Annotated in this window: 18 protein-coding genes and 1 tRNA gene; 7 read left to right on the forward strand and 12 right to left on the reverse strand. The window is 71.3% G+C overall.

Translation table 11 applies throughout. The features are described 5' to 3' along the window. Positions 1–99: 99 nt before the first annotated feature. Positions 100–173: transfer RNA gene (locus ACZ6SA_RS30220), tRNA-Arg, on the reverse strand. 332 nt (positions 174–505) lie between these two features. On the opposite strand from ACZ6SA_RS30220, the gene ACZ6SA_RS30225 reads away from it, so the two are divergent. Then, entirely contained in the window at positions 506–1,243 is a 738-nt protein-coding gene (locus ACZ6SA_RS30225; protein WP_465831912.1) for a phosphotransferase, read from the forward strand. Continuing rightward, positions 1,227–2,159 (forward strand): cobalamin biosynthesis protein, encoded by a 933-nt coding sequence (locus ACZ6SA_RS30230; protein ID WP_465831914.1) that lies wholly within the window; start codon positions 1,227–1,229, stop codon positions 2,157–2,159. Before ACZ6SA_RS30225 ends, ACZ6SA_RS30230 begins: the two co-directional genes overlap by 17 nt. Positions 2,160–2,230: 71 nt before the next feature. Here ACZ6SA_RS30230 and ACZ6SA_RS30235 read toward each other — a convergent pair whose 3' ends face one another. From ACZ6SA_RS30235 to ACZ6SA_RS30245, 3 genes are all read right to left on the reverse strand, one after another. Continuing rightward, complete coding sequence (locus ACZ6SA_RS30235) at positions 2,231–2,464, reverse strand: hypothetical protein (RefSeq protein WP_347647246.1); 234 nt, start codon at positions 2,462–2,464, stop codon at positions 2,231–2,233. Between the two features lie 90 nt (positions 2,465–2,554). Beyond that, entirely contained in the window at positions 2,555–3,352 is a 798-nt protein-coding gene (locus ACZ6SA_RS30240) for an exodeoxyribonuclease III (RefSeq protein ID WP_443155257.1), read from the reverse strand. A gap of 55 nt (positions 3,353–3,407) precedes the next feature. Further along, on the reverse strand, positions 3,408–4,172 hold the full coding sequence (locus ACZ6SA_RS30245) for a hypothetical protein (protein WP_347647244.1): 765 nt from the start codon (positions 4,170–4,172) through the stop codon (positions 3,408–3,410). 118 nt (positions 4,173–4,290) lie between these two features. Here ACZ6SA_RS30245 and ACZ6SA_RS30250 point away from each other — a divergent pair, with 118 nt between their 5' ends. After that, entirely contained in the window at positions 4,291–5,019 is a 729-nt protein-coding gene (locus ACZ6SA_RS30250; protein ID WP_443155255.1) for an AfsR/SARP family transcriptional regulator, read from the forward strand. A gap of 6 nt (positions 5,020–5,025) precedes the next feature. Here the strand turns inward: ACZ6SA_RS30250 and ACZ6SA_RS30255 are convergent, their stop codons facing one another. Beyond that, a complete protein-coding gene (locus ACZ6SA_RS30255) occupies positions 5,026–8,028 on the reverse strand; it encodes an AfsR/SARP family transcriptional regulator (protein WP_465831917.1) in 3,003 nt (1,000 codons plus the stop codon). Positions 8,029–8,165: 137 nt separating this feature from the next. Then, positions 8,166–8,786, reverse strand: a complete 621-nt coding sequence (locus tag ACZ6SA_RS30260) for a hypothetical protein (RefSeq protein WP_465832255.1) — start codon at positions 8,784–8,786, stop codon at positions 8,166–8,168. A 20-nt stretch (positions 8,787–8,806) separates the two neighbouring features. Between ACZ6SA_RS30260 and ACZ6SA_RS30265 the strand changes: the two genes are divergently transcribed. After that, positions 8,807–8,989 (forward strand): hypothetical protein, encoded by a 183-nt coding sequence (locus ACZ6SA_RS30265; protein WP_347647266.1) that lies wholly within the window; start codon positions 8,807–8,809, stop codon positions 8,987–8,989. Here ACZ6SA_RS30265 and ACZ6SA_RS30270 read toward each other — a convergent pair. After that, positions 8,973–10,532, reverse strand: a complete 1,560-nt coding sequence (locus ACZ6SA_RS30270) for an ABC transporter substrate-binding protein (protein ID WP_347647240.1) — start codon at positions 10,530–10,532, stop codon at positions 8,973–8,975. The two genes, ACZ6SA_RS30265 and ACZ6SA_RS30270, sit on opposite strands and share 17 nt — an antisense overlap. Positions 10,533–10,718: 186 nt before the next feature. Between ACZ6SA_RS30270 and ACZ6SA_RS30275 the strand changes: the two genes are divergently transcribed. Together ACZ6SA_RS30275 and ACZ6SA_RS30280 are read left to right on the forward strand one after the other, a co-directional pair. Further along, a complete protein-coding gene (locus tag ACZ6SA_RS30275) occupies positions 10,719–12,581 on the forward strand; it encodes a sensor histidine kinase (RefSeq protein ID WP_465831920.1) in 1,863 nt (620 codons plus the stop codon). Then, complete coding sequence (locus tag ACZ6SA_RS30280) at positions 12,574–12,939, forward strand: DUF742 domain-containing protein (RefSeq protein WP_347647238.1); 366 nt, start codon at positions 12,574–12,576, stop codon at positions 12,937–12,939. Before ACZ6SA_RS30275 ends, ACZ6SA_RS30280 begins: the two co-directional genes overlap by 8 nt. On the opposite strand, the gene ACZ6SA_RS30285 is transcribed toward ACZ6SA_RS30280, so the two are convergent. After that, positions 12,917–14,323 carry an MFS transporter gene (locus ACZ6SA_RS30285; RefSeq protein WP_347647237.1) on the reverse strand — a complete coding sequence of 469 codons (1,407 nt, stop codon included), beginning with the start codon at positions 14,321–14,323 and terminating at the stop codon, positions 12,917–12,919. The two genes, ACZ6SA_RS30280 and ACZ6SA_RS30285, sit on opposite strands and share 23 nt — an antisense overlap. Positions 14,324–14,398: 75 nt before the next feature. Here ACZ6SA_RS30285 and ACZ6SA_RS30290 point away from each other — a divergent pair, with 75 nt between their 5' ends. After that, positions 14,399–14,866: a MarR family winged helix-turn-helix transcriptional regulator gene (locus ACZ6SA_RS30290; RefSeq protein ID WP_347647236.1), complete on the forward strand. Its 468-nt coding sequence runs from the start codon at positions 14,399–14,401 to the stop codon at positions 14,864–14,866. Here ACZ6SA_RS30290 and ACZ6SA_RS30295 read toward each other — a convergent pair. Genes ACZ6SA_RS30295 through ACZ6SA_RS30310 form a run of 4 tightly spaced genes read right to left on the reverse strand, consistent with a single transcriptional unit; the run spans position 14,859 to position 18,365 of the window. Further along, positions 14,859–15,737, reverse strand: coding sequence for an ABC transporter ATP-binding protein (locus ACZ6SA_RS30295; RefSeq protein WP_465832257.1), 879 nt, complete (start codon positions 15,735–15,737; stop codon positions 14,859–14,861). The two genes, ACZ6SA_RS30290 and ACZ6SA_RS30295, sit on opposite strands and share 8 nt — an antisense overlap. 2 nt (positions 15,738–15,739) lie before the next feature. Next, a complete protein-coding gene (locus tag ACZ6SA_RS30300; protein WP_465831923.1) occupies positions 15,740–16,498 on the reverse strand; it encodes an ATP-binding cassette domain-containing protein in 759 nt (252 codons plus the stop codon). Continuing rightward, positions 16,495–17,352 (reverse strand): ABC transporter permease, encoded by an 858-nt coding sequence (locus tag ACZ6SA_RS30305; protein WP_347647234.1) that lies wholly within the window; start codon positions 17,350–17,352, stop codon positions 16,495–16,497. Before ACZ6SA_RS30305 ends, ACZ6SA_RS30300 begins: the two co-directional genes overlap by 4 nt. Beyond that, positions 17,349–18,365 (reverse strand): ABC transporter permease, encoded by a 1,017-nt coding sequence (locus tag ACZ6SA_RS30310; protein ID WP_347647233.1) that lies wholly within the window; start codon positions 18,363–18,365, stop codon positions 17,349–17,351. The genes ACZ6SA_RS30305 and ACZ6SA_RS30310 overlap by 4 nt, the downstream gene beginning before the upstream one ends.

Below are 18,365 nucleotides of genomic sequence, written 5' to 3' on the forward strand. Positions count from 1 at the left end.
ACCCCACCCGTGACTACCAACCCCAGGCAAACCCCAACACGACGAAACCCCCGAACCCGTAGGTTCGAGGGTTTCCGATGTCCTGAGACATCACAACAGCGCGCCCTGCAGGATTCGAACCTGCGACCGTCGGATTAGAAGTCCGGTGCTCTATCCAGCTGAGCTAAGGGCGCTCCCGCCTTATTGTGCATGATCCGGCGACATGTCACGCACACGTTTTCCCGTGTCAGTCTGTCGACCCGATCACACCCGCACATGACCAGGAACTCCGTGACCATGGCCGCCACGGTCCAGCCGGTGCTCTGTCTGGTCGTGCGGGCCACAGGGAGGATACCGGAACGGGAGGAAGCCGGCGGCACCCAACCCAGGGAGGGTACGGGCATCGAGCGGGGCGATCTTGTTGCCGGAAGCGGCGAAAAGATCGGGCGGAAGCGGGGCGGAAAGTCTAAGCTTCCGTGGCATGGTCGCGACGCTCCTGCATGAGATTCCCTTGCAGGGCGGGGATGTGACTGACGGGGTGGTGCGCGTCGGTGACACCGTGCGCAGACCGGCCAGTACGTCCACGCCCTCCGTGCACGCCCTGCTCAGGCACCTTGAGGCGGCGGGGTTCGAGGGTGCGCCACGTGTGGTGGGGATGGACGAGTACGGGCGCGAGGTTCTCACGTACGTGCCGGGCACGACCGGGCTGCGGCCGGAGAGCGCGAGCGATGAGGCGCTGGCCGGGCTCGCGGTGCTGGTGCGGGAGTTCCACGATGCGACGGCGGGGTTTCCGCTGGTGCTGGACGGCTGGGAGGGGGGATCGAATGATGATAAAGAGCCGGAAGTCATCGGCCATTGTGACTTGACGATGGATAACGTGATTTTTCGGGCGGGGCGGCCGTACGCGTTGATCGACTTCGATCTGGCCCGGCCGACCACGCGGCTCTTCGACATCGTCACCGCCCTCCGCCACTGGGCCCCGATCGCCGACCCCGTCGACCGCCCTCCGCTCCTCCGCGCCCTCGACGTGGGCGAGCGCCTGCGCCTGTTCTGCGACGCGTACGGCGTGCTGCCCCGTGACCGGCGCCGCCTTCTCGAGCTGGCCAGGCTCCGCTTCCACCGCTCCTACACCGTCATGCGCACCCGTGCCTCGGCCGGCGGCAACTGGGCGAGGATGTGGGCGAACGGCGCCGGCGAGCGCATCCGGCGTGCCGCCGCATGGCTGGACGTGCACGAAGATGAGCTCCATGCCCACCTGGTCTGACCCTCTCGGCCTCGCTCTCGGCGTGGCGCTCGACCGGCTCGTCGCCGACCCGCGGACTCCCGCCCATCCGGTGGCCCTTTTCGGGCGCGCCGCGGCGAGGCTGGAACGTTCGCTCTACAGGGACGCGCGGTCGCGCGGAGTCCTGCACGTCGCCGTGTGCGTCGGCGGCGCGACCGCGCTCGGCGTGCTGGCCCAGCGCGTCCCCGGCCGGCCCGCGCGCACCATCGTGACGGCCGTCGCCACCTGGGCCGTGCTGGGAGGCACCACGCTGGCCCGCGAAGGCTCGTACATGGCCGCCGCCCTCGAACACGACGACCTCCGACGTGCCAGGGCCCGCCTCCCCCACCTGTGCGGCCGCGACCCTTCCCGGCTGGAGGCCGAGGAGCTGGCGCGCGCCACCGTCGAGTCGCTGGCCGAGAACACCTCCGACGCGGTCGTGGCCCCGCTGTTCTGGGGTGCGGTGGCGGGTGTGCCTGGCCTGCTGGCGTACCGCGCCGTCAACACGCTGGACGCCATGGTCGGCCACCGCTCGGCGCGTTACGAGCGGTTCGGCTGGGCCGCGGCGAGGCTCGACGACGTGGCCAACTACGTGCCCGCGCGGCTGACCGGCCTGCTCGCCGTCCTGACCGGGCCGGACCCGCGCGGCGCGCTGACCGCGCTCATGAGGGACGGCCACCGGCACCCCAGCCCGAACGCCGGCCGCTGCGAGGCCGCGTTCGCCGGCGCGCTGGGCGTCACGCTGGGCGGCACGAACGTCTACCAGGGCAGGGTCGAACACCGTCCGACGATGGGTGACGGGCCCGAGCCCGACGTCAAGGACATCCGCCGGGCGGTCCGCCTGACCCGCGCCGTCACCCTGGCCGCCGCGGGCACCGCGGTGCTGGCCGCCTGGGCCCTCCGCCGCCACCGCCGCTGATCGTGCGGGCCAGGAAATTCGGTGATTGCTCCACTTCGTGCAATTGCGCGGTGATCACCGACAGCGTTTTCTCACATGACGCGATTCAGGTTGAGCACCAGCCAGACGACGAATATCGCGAGCAGGGTTATGCCGATCAACGACTTCGCGGCGTTGTTCGCGACGGCTTTTCTGGCGCTGACCTGCCTGGCGCTCTGCTTCCACACCTGGCGCATGATGACCATGGTCTGGAAGCGGCGGCCGAGGGCGAACACGGCGAGGGCGACGAGGATGAAGAGAATGACACGGCCGTCTGCAGGTTCCACGGAGCTCCCCCTGTGGCCTTGATGGTTCTTTACACCCCCCGAAACATTCGAGACCACAGAATACTCGGATGGCCGTGAATAGGAATAAGTTCATGGCCGCAGATCCACCACGATCGGCGCGTGGTCGGACGGCCCCTTCCCCTTGCGGGCCTCGCGATCGACGTACGCCGACCGCACCCGCCCGGCGACGTCCTCGCTCGCGTAGACCAGGTCGATGCGCATGCCCTTGTTCTGGTGGAACATCCCTGCCCGGTAGTCCCAGTACGTGAAGGGGTGCGGCCCTTTCATGGGCGTCGGCACGACGTCGTGCAGTCCCAGGGCGCGCAGGCCGGCCAGCGCCTGGCGTTCTGCCGGGGTGACGTGGGTGGATCCGACGAAGAGCGCGGGATCCCACACGTCGGCGTCGGACGGCGCCACGTTGTAGTCGCCGCACGCCACCACGGGCCCGGCGGCCAGTTCGGCTTCGAGCGCGTCGCGCAGCGCCGAGAACCAGTCCAGCTTGTACGCGTAGTGCGGCGAGTCGACCGTGCGCCCGTTCGGCGCGTACAGGGACCACACCCGCATGCCGCCGCAGGTGGCCCCGATGGCCCTGGCCTCGGGGCGGGCGGCGCCGACCCCGTCGAGCTCCGCGAATCCGGGCTCGCCGGGGAAGCTCAGGGTCACCTCGTCGAGCCCGGCCGCGGACAGCAGCGCGACGCCGTTCCACCGCCCGTCGCCGTGGGCCGCGGCGGCGTAGCCGAGCGCGCCCACCTCCGCCGCGGGGAACGCGTCCGCGGGGCATTTGGTCTCTTGCAGGCAGACGATGTCGGGTTTGACCTCGGCCAGCCAGGCGAGCAGGCGTGGCAGTCGTGCCTTGACCGAGTTCACGTTCCAGGTAGCCAGGCGCATGCTTCCAGCCTGCCACCGGCGGGGGCGGCAGGCAGCGAGCGCCCCCGCGGGCCGGTCAGCGCATCTGGCTGGTCCAGAGCGGCTTGTTGGCGGCCGAGTAGATGATGACGCGGCCGTCGTTGCTGACCGACAGCCAGGCGCCCGGGTTTCCGGCGGTCCTGGTGGTCCACAGGGCCTTGTTGTTCTTGTCGACGACGACCCAGTTGCCCTCCTTCTGCATGATCGAGCGCGCGCCCGGGTGCCCCGCCGTCGGCGTGGTGAACAGGCTGCGCCGCCCGTCGTACAGGACCGCGTTGCCCTCCTTCTGCTGGATCAGCTTGTAGCGGCCGTTGTGCGACTGGATGAACTGCCCGGGGCGCAGCACCTGGCCGGAGGGCAGCTTGCTGATGTAGGCCATGGAGGACCACAGCGGCTTGTTGTCCCTGGAGTAGATCACCAGGTTGCCGCTCTGCTCGGGCAGCTTGAGGTAGGCCCCGGGGTTGCCGGCGGTCTGCGTGGACCACAGCGGCTTGTTGTCGAGGCCGTAGATGACGAGGTTGCCCTCTTTCTGCATGGTCGTCCGGGCGCCCGGCTTGCCCGCGGTGGGCGAGCTCCACAGCGCCTTGGTGCCGTCGTAGAACACCAGGTTCCCCTGCGCCTGCTGGATGAGCTTGAACCGGCCGGAGGTCAGCGACTGTCCGGGCAGCAGCCAGTCACCGGGACCGAGGCGGTCCTTCGCGACGACGGCGGCGTTGCTCGGCTGCGCCATGGCGACGGTGGCCATCGGCCCCGCGATGAGCGAGCCCGCCATGACGGCGATCGCGGCCTTCTTCGTGATCACTATGTTTCTCTTCCTGTTGGGCGAGATCGTGAGAGGTAGACCCTGACAGAAGGAGTTGGCGTTCTGTTGGCACCGCTGTGTTTAGCCGCCTTTTAGCGCGTCCCGGCAGGCTGTCCGGATGGATCGCTTGGAGTTTCGCCTGCTCGGGTCCATTGACGCCTGTGTTGGGGGGCGCCGCCTGGACACCGGGCCGCGTAAGCGTCGTTACGTCCTGGCCGCGCTGGTGCTGGACCTGAACCGTCCGGTGCCGGTGGAGCGGCTGATCGACGCCGTGTGGGAGGGTGATCCCCCGGACAGTGCGCGGATGACCGTGCAGGGGCACGTGTACCGGTTGCGCAGGACGCTGGTCGGCGCCCGGGTGGAGACCGACTCGTCAGGGTACGTGCTGCTGGCCGACCCCGAGTCGGTGGACGCGCTGCGTTTTCGCCGGCTGGTCGCCGAGGCGGCGCGGCGCGACGACGGGTCCGGCGCCGATCTGCTGGACGAGGCGCTGGCCCTGTGGCGGGGTCCTGCGCTGGGCGGGCCGGGAGGCGGCAGGTCGCTGGAGGTGGCGGCGGTCGAGCTGGAGGAGGCGCGGCTGGCCGCCATCGAGCAGCTGGCGCGCATGAGGCTCCGGCTGGGAGAACCGGAGCGGCTGGTCGCGCCGCTGCGCGCGAGCGTGACGGCCAACCCGCACCGGGAGCGGCTGGTGTCGTTGCTCATGACGGCCTTCTACCAGGTGGGGCGGCAGGCGGAGGCGCTGGAGCTGTACGAGCGCACGCGCCGCCTGCTGGCCGACCAGCTCGGCGTGGACCCGGGCCGGGAGCTCCGCAGCACCTTCGAGTCGCTGCTGTCCGCCCGGACCTGAGCGGGCTCAGAGTTCGTCGAGCACGGCCCGCGCGGCGGCCTCGTCGAGCCGGTGTCCCCATTCCCCGTGCACCTCGGCGGCCCGCCTGGCGTGTTCGCGGGCCGCGTCGGGCCGCCCGTCGAGCAGGTCGGCCCGGGCGAGCAGGGTGAGCGCCAGCCCTTCGAGCCGCCGCAGGCCGTGCCGGGTGGCCGCGTCGAGCGCCTGCTCGGCCGCTTCGGCGGCCTCGGCGTGCCGGCCGCCGCGCAGGCAGACCTCGGCCAGCCAGACGCGCGCGCGGGCGTCGAGATAGGGATAGGTGCGGTGGCGGTAGGAGGCGATCACCTCCTTGAGCATGGAGATGCGCACGCCGATCTCGATGGAGTCGTCCACCAGGGCGAGCGTGCTGCGCGCCTCGTCGTACTCGCTGCGCAGCCCGCTGGCCCTGGCCGTCTGCACGGCTCGCCGCGCCAAATCGGCCGCCCTCGCGTCCTCGCCCTTCAGGTGGTACGCCATGGCCGCGCTCGACAACGTCCCCGGCAGCTGGCCCCCGTGGGCGGACTTCAGGCCCTCTTCGAACGCCTCCGCGGCCGCGTCGAGGTCGCCCATCGCCAGCCGGATGTCGCCGACTATGGAGCACGCCCTGGCCCGCCAGGCGGGCGGCTCGCCGAGCGACTCCCGCATGCGGTTGGCGCGTAGCTGCTGTTCCAGGGCCTCGCGGGCGCGCCCCGACCACAGCAGCACGATGGCGTGGTTCTCCAGCGTGGCGGCGAGCTTCGTGGAGGGCTCCAACGCCTCCCACAGCCGGACGATCCGCTCGTGCCTGGCCGCGCCCTCGTGGAAGTCGCCGAGGCTGGAGGTGGCCACGACGAAGTTGGTCAGCGCCAGGAGCGTCCCCGTGCCCCAGCCGATCCGTTCGTAGAGCTCGGCGGCCAGCTCGTAGTGGCGCAGGGCCGCGCGCGGTTCGTTCAGGACGAAGCGGGTGTTGGCCTGCGTGTGGTGCATGCTGGCCTGCCCGGCGAGGTCCCCGTCGCGTTCGGCGGCGGCCAGGCCCTTGCGCGCCAGGGCCGCGATCACGTCGGGCTGGTACGTGCCGTACATGAAGGCCCGCAGGGTCTCGATCAGCCGCCAGAGCATGCGTCCGGAGGCGTGGTCCATCACCGCCAGCAGGTTGTGCTGCTCGGCGTCCAGCCAGGCGGTGGCCGCGCCGGCGTCGGCGAACTCCTCCGCGTCGTACGGCGGGTCCTCAGGCGTGAGTGGCAGCAGCTCGATGGAGGGCGCGAGGAGCGGCGCGGCCGCCCGAGCGGTGTGCAGGTAGTAGGCGTGCAGCCGGGCGGGGTCGTCGTCACCCGCCGTGCAGTGCTCGCGGGCGTAGAGGGCGACCAGGTCGTGCAGCCGGTAGCGGCCTGGCGTGTGCTCCTCCACGAGATGGGCGGAGGCCAGCCTGGTCAGCAGCCGGGTGGTCGTGGCCGGGTCCGTGCCGGCCAGGCGGGCGGCGGAGTGGGCGGTGAAGTCGCAGCCGGGGACCAGCCCGAAGCGCCTGAACAACATGCGCGCGTCGTCGGGGAGCGCGGCGTACGAGCTGGCGAAAGCCGTGGCGACCGTGGCCTGCGCGTCTCCTTCGACGGCCAGCGTGCTCCAGCGGTCGGCGTGCAGCTCCTTGATGTATTCGCGCAGGTCGGCCCGGCCGATGAGGTTGGCGCCCGCGATGGCGAGGGCGAGCGGCAGGTGCCCGCAGAGCTCGGCCAGCTCGGCGACGGCCTCGGGGTCGGTGTGGACGACGTCCTTGCCCACCAGGTCGGCGAGCAGGTCGCTGGCCTCGGTGGGGGTGAGCGTGGCCAGGCGTACGCTCTGCGCCCCCTGCAGGATGAGGCCGCGCAGCGTGTCACGGCTGGTGACGATCACCCCGCAGGAGCCGCCGGGCAGCAGCGGGCGCACCTGCTCGGCGTCGGCGGCGTTGTCGAGCAGGAGCAGCACCCGTCTGGTGGCCAGCGTCGAGCGGTAGAGGTCGAGCTGCTCGGCGATGCTGTTCGGCGCCGGCACGCCGAGAGCGCCGAGCAGGCGGGTCAGCACCCGCTCGGGCGGAAGCGGCTCGCCCTGCCCGTAGCCGTTGAGGTCGACGTGGAGCTGACCGTCGGGGAACTCGGCGGCGACCCGGTGGCCGACGTGCGCGGCCAGCGCCGACTTGCCGATGCCCGCCGCGCCGGTGACCACGGCGACGCGGCCCTCGCGCAGCAGCTCGCGTACGCGCTCGGTCTCGGCCTGCCTGCCGACGAAGCCGGCGACGTCGCGGGGGAGCTGGCGCGGCACCACCGGCCGGTGGCCCTCGACGATGCGCTGGTGCAGGTCGCGCAGCCGGGGCCCGGGATCCACGCCCAGCTCCCCCGCGAGCAGCCGCTGCACCCCGTGGAACAGCTCCAGGGCCTCCGCCGTCCGCCCGTCGTGCCACAGCGCCGTCATGGCCAGCGCGTGCGGCGTCTCCCTGAGCGGCTCTTCGTCCCTGAGCTCCTGCAGCAGCGCGGGCACCTCGCGGTGGCGGCCCAGCTCGATGAGGGCGGCGGCGTACTCCTCGACGAGGTCCCACCGCTCGCCGGTCAGCGGGCCGCGTACGCGCTGGTCGACCCAGGTGGTGCCGACCCCCTGCAGGGGCTGTCCGCGCCACAGGGAGAGCGCCCGCTCCCAGGCCGCGGCGGCCTGCTCCGGCCGGGTCGCCGCCCGCCCCTCGGCGGCCAGGCGGCGGAAGCGGCGCACGTCGATCTCGTCGTCGGGCACGGCGAGCGAGTAGCCGGCCGTGGTGCTGGCGATGCGCCCGCCCAGCGTCTTGCGCAGCTGGGAGACCTTGAGCTGGACGATGGTCTTGGCGGTCTTGGGCGGGTCTTCCTCCCACAGCGCCTCGATCAGCCGGTCGACCGGTACGTAGGCGCCGTGGCAGGCCGCGAGGAGCCCGAGCACGCACTGCTGCTGGGCGCCCACGATCGGGATCTCAGCACCGTTGTCGTGCACTTCGACCGGGCCGAGCACGCGGATGTCCATCGTGTCCGAGCCTAATGCGTCAAAGCTTCGTCATCTTCGCATCCGCGCCGAGAACACGCCCGGCGACGGGAACGCGGGCGGCCGTCAGCGGGCAGGGCCGTCCCACACGCCTGCGACCTTTGCCTGTTTTTTACGATTCAGCGCCGCGCGCGCTCGACGCCCACGGTGATCTCGTTGCCGAGCCGGAATCCCATGAGCAGCCCCAGGTCGTCGCCGCTCCAGAACCTGCCGGGGTCGTACCAGTTGGGCCGGCGACCGGCGGGCAGCAGCCCCATCTCCTCGTATGTGACCGCCACGACCTCGGCGCAGTAGGCGCTCTCCAGCGTCTGCTCCCGGCGGCGGCGCGGGATCCGGCCCCTGGCCCAGCGGGCGGCCAGCCGGGTGGTGGAGGGGAACGGGGTGCCGTCGAGGCGGGCGACCGTGCGCAGGGCGGCGTCCTCCATCTCGCGCGTCGCCTCGGGGTCGAGCTGGCGCAGCCAGGGCCGCTGGTCGTACCGGTCGGCCCAGACCGTCACGGCGTCGCGCAGGTCGTGCAGCTGCACTCCGCGCTGGTGCGTGCCCGCCCACAGGTCGGGCAGCGACCGGCCCAGCTCGGCGTGCCACATCATGGGCGGCAGGTCCTCGATCACGATCGCCATGCCCACGTGGTTGACCGGGCTGTTGGTCACCGTCTGGATGGCGCGGTCGGGCACCGAGCGCCCGCGGAAGATCCACAGGTCACCGGTGCGCGTCACCTTGACGGCCTCGTCGAGAGTCAGCACACCGTTAGCCTAGGCACATGCGGTGGTGGAAGATGCTCGGTCTGGCCGGAATCATGGGAGTGGCCGCCACGGGAGTGGTGATCGCGCGGGCGGAGCGGCGCCGCCGCGCCTACACGCCCGAGGAGATCAGGGCCCGCCTGCGCGAGCGGGTCGACGCCACCCGCGGTGACACCTCTGAGGAGATCACGCCGACGGCCTGAGGCCGTGCACGAAGACCACGTCCGGATAGGCCGGGTTGTCCTCATATCCCTCGACACCGCCCAGATAGGCGCGTTGCGAGTAGACCACCCACGGCACCGCCGCGGCCACCCGCTGGTCGAGCACCCTGACCGTGGCCTGCTCGTAGGCCCGCTGCGCCGCCGCCTTGTCGGTCATGGCCAGCTCGGGCACCGGATAGAGCAGCGTGTCCAGGGCGTCGTCCCGGAGGTAGGACAGGTTGAACTCCGGCCTGTCCGAGCTGTGGAAGACGTTGCCGAAGTAGGAGTAGCCGTCGGCGTAGTCGGGCCACCAGTACATGATGAAGATGTCCTGGCCGCGTTTCCTGCCCAGCTCCCACTGCGCGTTCCAGTGCATGGGCAGGGCGTCGAGGGTGACGTTGAGCGGGCGCAGCGCCGCCCGCAACTTCGAGACGAGCACCTGCTGGTCGTACTGACCCCGCCCGTACGTCACGCGCAGGCGCAGCGGCTCGCCGCCGGGCCCGTAGCCCGCCTTCTCCAGCAGCCGGGCTGCGCCCTCCAGGTCCTGCCGGGGCTCCCTGCCCGGCACGTGGCCCAGCAGCCCTTCCGGCACGACGCCGCTCGCCGGGCCCGCGGCGCCACGGAGCGCCCGCACCACGCCCTGGTAGTCGACGGCCTTCTGGATGGCGCGGCGCACCCGGATGTCCTTCATCGGGCCGCGCGCGGTGTTGAACAACATCATCGCCGTGGTGAACGAGCGCGCCTCCGACGTGCGGATGCCCGGCGTGGCCGAGGCCCTGGCGAACAGCCGGGGCGAGAGCCGGCCGACGAAGGTCGCCTCGCCGTCCGTCAACATCTTGTACGCCCTGGCGGGGTCGGGCACGGCACGGAACTTGATGGTGTTGTAGTGCGGCCTGCGCCAGCCACCCCAGTAGCCGTCGTACGCGGTGAGCGTGAGCTCCTCCTCCGCCCCCTTCTGCCACCGGGCCACCGTGTACGGTCCGGAGCCCGCGTCCTTCCCCTGCGCGAACCACTTCGTCAGGTCGGGGGCCGCCTTCGTGTCGTAGATGTAGGCGGCGTACCCGGCGGAGGCCACCAGGTCGAGCGGGACGGCGTAGCGCAGCGTGAAGGTCACCGTCTGGGGGTCGTCGACCCTGATGGAGGAGACGGCGTTCCAGATGTAGGAGGCTCCGGTCCTGGACTTGATGGTGCGCTCGATCGAGGCCTTGACGGCCGCCGCGTCCACCGGTCTGCCCGTGTGGAAGGTCACGCCTGAGCGGATGGTGAACGTCCAGGTGCGGCCGTCCGCCGAGGCGCGCCAGGACGTGGCCAGGCGAGGGGTGGCGATCTTGGTGACCGGGTTCCAGAGGGTGAGGGTCTCGTAGATGTTCTGGAAGGCGATGATCTCGTTGGAGTGGGAGCGGCTCGGATCCCACTCGGTGATCACGTCGGTGTTGTAGACGTGCACGAAAGGCGCCGTCCCTTCCGGCGCCTGGCGCACCTCCGTGGGCGCCGCGCACGCCGCGAGGAGCACCAGCGCCGCGGCCGCAACGAGACGACTGCGCACGCGTCCTCCTCCGCCACCGATCTACCCGGGGAAACCTACTGCATGATCATGAAAACATGTCCAAAACTCCCGAAAAATTGGGCAATCTGGTGATCGAATTGCTATCCTCGGGGCTTGTCCCGTCCGGGGTTGCCAGCAGGGGACCGACCGGAGTGAGGTGCCATGGGTCGTAGCCGAACGATCCGCATGAAGATCATCGGACTCCTACTGGTGCCTCTGACCTCCATGGTGGTGTTGTGGGGCGTCATCACCGCCGTCACCGCCACCGAGAGCTTGGAGCTACGCGAGTACAAGACACTCTGGACGAACCTCCGCCATCCAGCGTACAAACTGATCAACGAGATCCAGCGCGAGCGTCTCGTCTCGGCCAAGCACCTGCGCCACATGGCGGCCCAGACCGCGGTGGAGGCGCAGCGTAGCCGTACCGACGCCGCTGAAGACACCTTCACGCGGCTCTCGGGCAACTCCAAGGACAGATCGGAAGAGATCCGCACGCAGGTGAACGCGGTGTACACGCAACTGAACAGGCTCGACGTGATCAGAAGAGAGATCGACACGAGCCTGAGCGACCGCCTGCACGCAGTTGAGTCCTACGACGCGATCGCCGACGCGCTGTTCGGCCTGCACCGCCGCGTCGCGCTCATCGACGACATCCCGATCTACGAGCAGTCGCGCGTGGTCATCGACATGAGTTACGCGAAGGAACTGCTCACCCGGGAGCAGGCCATCGCGCTCGGGCCGACCACGGCCGTGGAGCGCAGGACCTTCACGCAGATCGTCGGCAACCGGCGTTTCCTCGTCGACCAGGCGCTCGGAGAGCTCGACCCGCCGCTGCGCGACCCCCAGGTCGCCATGATCACCTCCGCCTCCTATCAGCGGATGCGGATGATGGAGGACCAGATCATCTCCGGCCGCTCGCCGCGTGACTGGCTGAGCGTCACGGAGGAGCTGGCCAAGTCGTTCCAGGCGGTCCAGATGCGGGCCAGCGCCAACCTGAACGAGCGCGCCGACCCGGTGGCCGACCGGGTGCTCGGCCGGGCGCAGCTGCTGGCGGGGACCGCTCTGGTGCTGGTGGTCGTGTCGATCGTGTTCTCGTTGCGGATGGGCAACCGGCTGTCGCGGGAGCTCGGCGCGCTCCGGCTGGCCGCCCTGGAGGTGGCGCAGGAGCGCCTGCCGCACGTGGTAGGCACGCTGCGCAGGGGCGAGCGGATCGAGCTGCCCGAGGTGTCGGTGGCGAGCACCACGGTCGAGATCGACGACGTCGGGCAGGCCTTCTCCACGGTGCAGCAGACCGCCGTCGAGGCCGCCATCGGGCAGGCGCGGCTCAACGAGGGCGTCGGCCACGTCTTCCGCAACCTGGCCAGGCGCAGCCAGACGTTGCTGCACCGCCAGCGCATCCAGCTGGCGGACATGCAGCACCGTGCGACCGACCCGGACGCCCTCGAGGACCTGTTCAAGCTCGACCACCTCACCACGCGCATGCGCCGCCACGCCGAAGGCCTGATCATCCTGTCGGGCGCCACGCCGGGCCGCGGCTGGAGCCGCCCGGTGCCGCTGCTCGACGTCGCCCGCGGGGCGGCCGCCGAGGTGGAGGACTACCCGCGGGTCACCGTCGAGCCGATGTCCGGCCAGCGACTGGCGGGCCCCGTCGTCGGCGACGTGATCCACCTCGTCGCGGAGTTGATCGAGAACGCCACCGTCTACTCCCCCACCCACACCCAGGTCATCGTGCGGGGCGAGGAGGCGGCCAGGGGGTTCGTCTTCGAGGTCGAGGACCGCGGGCTCGGAATGAGCGCGGAGGTGCTGGACGAACTCAACGAGCGGCTGGCCAGCCCGCCGGAGTTCGACCTGGCCGACACCGACAGGCTCGGCCTTTTCGTCGTCTCCCGCCTGGCCGCCAGGCATGACATCCGCGTGACACTACGCGGTTCACCATATGGAGGGACCACCGCGATCGTGTTGATCCCGGCTGAGCACGTGGCCGATCCGGACCTGGATCCCCACGTCAAGGAACCCGCTCGACCCATGCGGGTGGTGCGCAGTGAGTGACAAGCCAGAAGAGCGCTGGCTGGACGAGGACGCCGGTCCGATCGTCCCGGCCTATCTGCTGACGAGGGGCCGTACGGTGCCCGCGAGCGAGGCCATCGACCTCATCGCGGTGATCATCACGTCCGGCGGCCTGACGACGCCGCGCGGCCTCGACCCCGAACATCTGATCATCCTGCAGAAGTGCACCCAGCCGACCCGGCTCGTGGACGTGGCGGCCGAGCTCAACCTGCCCATCGGCGTGATCAGGGTGCTGGTCGGCGACCTGCACGCGCGCCAGCTCGTGCAGGTCGAACACCCGCCTCCGGCCCCCGACGCGAAGGTGCTGCTCGAGGTGATCAGCGGGCTGAAGGCGCTGTGACCGCCCGGCGGTTGAGCCATCCGTACGTGGCCGCGAACAGCGCGGCCACCGCTCCGGCCGCCGCGGCCACGCCGAAGACCCACTGGTAGCCGCGCACGCCGGGACTGGCGGCCAGGATGGCGGCGATCGCGGCGCCCGCGGTGCTTCCGCCCACGATGCGCACGAGCGCGTTCACGCCCGCGGCGACGGCCGTCATGCCCGGTTCGACGTGCTCGACGGCCATGGTGCCGAGCGCCGCGTACCCGATGCCGAAGCCGATGCCCATCAGCGAGGCCGCCATGTACAGGTCGGCGGGGCCGTCGTGCCTGGCCACCAGCCACAACGCCGCCAGCCCTGTCACCGCCGAGCCCGCGGCCACCATGGACGAGGCGTGGAAGTGACGCATCAACCGGCCCGCGAACAGGGAGAGCACCAGCATGAACAGCGTGCTGGGCAGCAGGTAGAGCCCGACTTCCAGGGTGGAGGCCGCCAGGCCGTAGCCGGAGCCGGCGGGCGCCTGGGCGAAACCGGAGATGCCGGTCAGGAGGGTGAAGAACGCGAGGCCGAGCAGCATCGAGGCCACCGTCGCGCCGACCGTGCCCCGGTGGACCAGCATCGCCATCTGCACCAGCGGCTCGGGCACCCGGCGCTCGACCACGACCCACACGGCGGCCAGCACCGCGGCGGCCGCGAACAGCCCGAGCACGCCGGGCGAGGTCCAGCCCCACGAGCCGCCCTCGCTGATGGCCAGCAGCAGCGCGACCAGCCACGCGGCCAGCAGCCCCGCGCCGAGCAGGTCGGGACGGCCTCTGACGGCCGGCGCGCGGTCGCGTACGAGGAAGGCCACGAAGACGGAGGCCACCAGGGAGATGGCGGCCGTGATCCAGAAGACCAGGTGCCAGTCTCCGGAAGCGAGCCCGGCCAGGATCATCCCGCCGCCGGAGCCGAAGCCCATCGTCGCGCTGAGCACGCCGATGCCGGTCGCGAGCTGGCGTCCGGGCAACATGTCGCGTACCACGCCGATCGAGAGCGGCACCAGCGCGGCCACGAACCCCTGCAACACCCGCGCCACCAGCAACCAGGTCAGAGAGGTGGCCAGCGCCGCCATCACCGAGCCGGCCACCAGCAGCGCCAGGGCGGCGAGGATCATGCGGCGCCTGCCGTACATGTCGCCGAAGCGCGACAACAGCGGCGTGGAAACCGCGGCGACCAGCAGGCTCACCGTCAGCGTCCAGCTCACGGAGGTGAGCGAGGCGTCCAGCTCACGTTGCAGCACGGGAAGCAACGGCACGACCGCGGTGTTCTGCAAGGCGGCGATCGACGCGGCGAAGGCCAGTGACACCACGGCCGGCCAGGGGTTGCGCGCCGAGGTGTCCCGGCGCGCGGTTGCGACGGCTGTCGCCATGTTCCGCTCCTTTTAGATACTTTGGGTAATTAGTCGAGGAACGATGATACATACCTAAGTTAGGTAAGCAAACCGATGGACGACGATCTCATCAAGACGGTCTCGGCCTACCGCCGGCTCGCGGCCACGCTCCACCGTGCCAAGACGCACGAGCGCCTGACCGAGGCCGCGGGCGTCCGGCTCGACCGGCCCGACGTGCAGATCCTCGTCCACCTGCTGGACGCGGGCGAGCCGTGCAGGATCGGCGCGATCGCCGCAGGACTGCAGGTGGAGAGCCCGCACGTGACCCGGCACGTCGCCGCGCTGGAGGGGCGCAAGCTGGTCGAGCGGGTGCGCGACCCCGACGACGGCCGCGCCTGGCGCATCGCGCTCACCGAGGACGGCGCCGAGGCCGCGAGCAGGTGCCGCCGGGTGACGGCCGCGTGGTTCGAGAGCGCCACGGCCGGCTGGCCCCCGGAAGAGCGAGCGGAGCTGGCCAGGCTGATGGACAAACTCGCCGAAGACTTCACCGCGCACCTCAAGGCGCGCTATCCGGCTAGGTGACCAGCACGTCCTCCGCCCGGTGGCAGGCCACCTGACGGCCCCGCACGTCCCTGAGCGCGGGCGGCCGCTCGCACTCCGGCACGGCCAGCGGGCAGCGGAGCCTGAACGGGCAGCCCGTCCGCGCCGGCACGGCCTCCGTCGCGCCCCTGGCCCGCGGCGGCGGGCCGCCGCGCTCGGGCACGGCGTCGCGCAGGGCGCGGGTGTAGGGGTGGGCCGGGTTCGCCAGGAGGTCGCGCGTGGCTCCCGACTCGACGACCCGCCCCGCGAACAACACGTGCGTGGTGCGGCAGAGCCGCCGCACCACGGCGAGGTTGTGCGTGATCAGCAGGCGCTCGGTGTCCAGCGAGGCGATCAGGTCGAGGATCCTGGCCTGGACGGTGACGTCGAGCGCGCTCGTGGGCTCGTCCAGGATGAGCAGGCGGGGGCCGACCGCCAGGGCCCTGGCGATCACCACCCGCTGGCGCTGGCCTCCCGAGAGCTGGTGCGGCCTGCGGCCGGCCAGTGCGGGGTCGAGCCCGACCTGTTCGAGCAGTTCCGGCACCCTGGCACGGGCGGCGCGGGGTCCTCGCGCCGGCAGGGCCTCGGCGACGGAGGCGCCGATGCGCATCCTGGGGTCGAGGGCCTCGGCCTGGAAGACGGGCTGGACGTCTTTCCGGAACGCCCGCATGTCCGCTTTTTTGAGGATTTGGTCGCCGTACCAGATGTTTCCGGCCATGGGGGTGAGGAGGCCCAGGAACGCGCGCGCCAGGGTCGTCTTGCCCGAGCCGCTCTCCCCGATCAGCCCGACGCCACCCGCGGTGACGTCCAGGCTCACGTCGTGCACGACGGCCCGCCCGGCGTACCCGAGGGTCACCCGCTCGGCCCTGAGCATGGTCACGGCAGCGCCTCCAGCAGCTCGCGCGTGTAGGGGTGCGACGGCTCGGCCAGCAACCTCGCGGCTGGACCCGACTCCACCACCTCCCCGCCCTTCATGACCAGCACCCGGTCGGCGATCGTCGAGACCAGGGCCAGATCATGGGAGACGAGCAGGAGTGCCAGCCCTCGTTCCACCCTGAGCCGGTGGAGCACCCCGACCACCTCGGCCTGCACGGTCACGTCGAGGGCGCTGGTCGGCTCGTCGGCGAGGATCACCTCGGCGCCCAGGGCGATGGCCAGCGCGATGGCGAAGCGCTGGGCCTGGCCGCCGGAGATCTCGTGCGGGTAACGCCGCAGGATCGTGCGGTCGAGCATGACCGCCGCCACGGACTTCGCCATGATCTCGTCCAGGCTCCCGCCCCGGCCTGCGCCTTTCCCGACGCCGTGGAGCCTGAGCGCGCGGCGCATCAGCACGCCGAGACGGGTGGCGGGGCTGAGCGCCGACTGGGGTGACTGCATCACGAGCGCCGCCCTGGCCCCGCGGATCTCGCGCAGCCGGCGCGGCGAGGCGGCGAGCACGTCGACCCCGCAGACCCTGACGTGTCCCGAGACCTCGGCGCCCTCGGTGAGACCCAGGAGCGAGAGCAGCGTCGTGGACTTGCCCGAGCCGCTCTCCCCCACGATCGCGACGCACTCGCCCGCGCCAACGTCCAGCTCGGGGACGTCGGCCGCCAACCGCCCGGCGTAGCGCACCTGGAGGTCACGCACCTCGATCACGTGACCGTCCTCGCCCTGGGGTCGAGCGCGTTGCGCAACCCTTCCCCCAGCATGTTGAACGCGAACGCCGTCACCAGGATCGCCAGCCCGGGGAACGTGCCGATCCACCAGTTCGTGGTGAACAGCGTCTGCCCCTGCTGCACCATCAGCCCCCACTCCGCCGTCGGCTCCTGCGCGCCGAGCCCCAGGTACGACAGCGCCGCCGCGGTGAGGATCACGCCGCCCGCGTCCAGCGAGATCTGGACCAGGACGGGGGTGAGCGAGTTCGGCAGCACGTGCCGCAAAACGATCAGCGGCGCGGGCACGCCGAGGCACCGGGCGGCGTCCACGTACGGGCTGGCGGCGATCGTGGCGGCCACGGACGCGGCCAGCCGGGTGTACCACGGCCACCAGGTCACCGCGATGGCCAGGATGACCGTGTTCACGCTCGGCGGCAGCACGACCGCCAGCGCCAGCGAGAGGAGCAGGGCGGGGAAGGCCAGGAACACGTCCGTGACCCGCATGATCACGTCCCTGACCCAGCCGCCCGCGTACCCGGCCACCACGCCCAGCGTCACACCGCCGAGCGCCGAGACCGCCAGGACGGACACCGCGATGGCCAGCGAGGTGCGGCCGCCGTACAGGATCCTCGTGAGCACGTCGCGGCCGAGCTGGTCGGTGCCGAACCAGTGCGCGCCGCCCGGCGGCAGCGACCCCTCCAGCGGGCGCGGCTCGTCCGGGTACGGGGCGAGCCACGGCGCCATGATCGCGGCCAGCACGATGAGCACGATGAGCACCGCCCCGAAGGCGGCGAACCGGTCGGGCACCCGTGGCAGGGAGCGCCGCAGCGGCACCTCGGCGCGCGGGCTCCTCATCGGCTCCTCGCCCGGGGGTCGAGGAAGCCCTGGAGCACGTCCACGACCAGGTTGGCCAGAACGTAGACCAGGGCGACCAGGAGGGTGACGCCGGCGATGGCCGGCGTGTCGCGCGAGCGGATCGACTCGGCGGCGTAGCGGCCCAGGCCCGGCCAGTTGAAGATCGCCTCGACAAGGAAGCCGTTGACGAGGGAGTAGGCGAAGACCAGGGCGATCAGCGACAACACGGGGCTCAGCGCCGGCCTGAGGGCGAACTTGGTCAGGATGGACGTCTCGCCGAACCCGAGCGCGCGTTCCAGCCTGGCGTGGTCCTGGCCGGACTCCTCGATGAGGGTCGCCCTGGTCATCTGGGCGATGACGCCCGCTGGGTAGGCGGCCACGACCAGGGCGGGCAGCGCCAGGTGGTGGAGGGTGCTGGTGAGGATGGGCCAGTTGCCGGTGATGAGGGCATCGACGACGGTGATGTTCGTCCACAGGGTGAGAGGGCTCGTGGTGTCCAGCGAGGAGTCGTACTCGCCGGCCACGGGGAACCAGTCGAGCTTGCCGGCGAAGATCAGCTGCAGGGCCAGGGCCAGCCAGAAGACGGGGACGGAGACGGCCAGCATGCTGCCGAACCGCACCCCCAAGTCCGGAAATTTCGTCTTATAGCGGGCGGCCAGCACCCCGACCGGGATCCCCGCCGCCACCGCGATCAGCAGAGCCGCCCCGACCAGTTCGAGCGAGGCGGGAAAGGCGAGATAGAGATCCTCGCGCACGGGTTGCCGGGTGCGCAGGCTGACCCCCCAGTCGCCGGTGAACAGGTCGCGCACGTAGGCGAAGAGCTGCGCCGGCAGCGGATCGTCCAGCCCGAACCGCTCGCGCGCCGCGGCGAGCTCCTCCGGCGAGGCCTTCGGCCCGGCGAACGCCACCGCCGGATCCCCCGGCACCAGCCGCATGACGGCGAACGTGAGCACGACCACGCCGGCGACGACCAGGAGGGCCTGGCCGAGCCGGCGGGCCAGATAGCGCAGCAT

The sequence above is a fragment of the Nonomuraea sp. NPDC049378 genome (assembly GCF_055586745.1).

Excerpts from the sequence above, each read along its gene's own strand:
- ACZ6SA_RS30240 (WP_443155257.1), bottom strand. The coding sequence starts at position 3,352 with ATGCGCCTGGCTACCTGGAACGTGAACTCGGTCAAGGCACGACTGCCA.
- ACZ6SA_RS30285 (WP_347647237.1), bottom strand. The coding sequence starts at position 14,323 with ATGGCGACAGCCGTCGCAACCGCGCGCCGGGACACCTCGGCGCGCAAC.
- ACZ6SA_RS30305 (WP_347647234.1), bottom strand. The coding sequence starts at position 17,352 with ATGAGGAGCCCGCGCGCCGAGGTGCCGCTGCGGCGCTCCCTGCCACGG.
- ACZ6SA_RS30255 (WP_465831917.1), bottom strand. The coding sequence starts at position 8,028 with ATGGACATCCGCGTGCTCGGCCCGGTCGAAGTGCACGACAACGGTGCT.
- ACZ6SA_RS30290 (WP_347647236.1), top strand. The coding sequence starts at position 14,399 with ATGGACGACGATCTCATCAAGACGGTCTCGGCCTACCGCCGGCTCGCG.
- ACZ6SA_RS30265 (WP_347647266.1), top strand. The coding sequence starts at position 8,807 with ATGCGGTGGTGGAAGATGCTCGGTCTGGCCGGAATCATGGGAGTGGCC.
- ACZ6SA_RS30250 (WP_443155255.1), top strand. The coding sequence starts at position 4,291 with ATGGATCGCTTGGAGTTTCGCCTGCTCGGGTCCATTGACGCCTGTGTT.
- ACZ6SA_RS30230 (WP_465831914.1), top strand. The coding sequence starts at position 1,227 with ATGCCCACCTGGTCTGACCCTCTCGGCCTCGCTCTCGGCGTGGCGCTC.
- ACZ6SA_RS30310 (WP_347647233.1), bottom strand. The coding sequence starts at position 18,365 with ATGCTGCGCTATCTGGCCCGCCGGCTCGGCCAGGCCCTCCTGGTCGTC.
- ACZ6SA_RS30295 (WP_465832257.1), bottom strand. The coding sequence starts at position 15,737 with ATGCTCAGGGCCGAGCGGGTGACCCTCGGGTACGCCGGGCGGGCCGTC.
- ACZ6SA_RS30275 (WP_465831920.1), top strand. The coding sequence starts at position 10,719 with ATGAAGATCATCGGACTCCTACTGGTGCCTCTGACCTCCATGGTGGTG.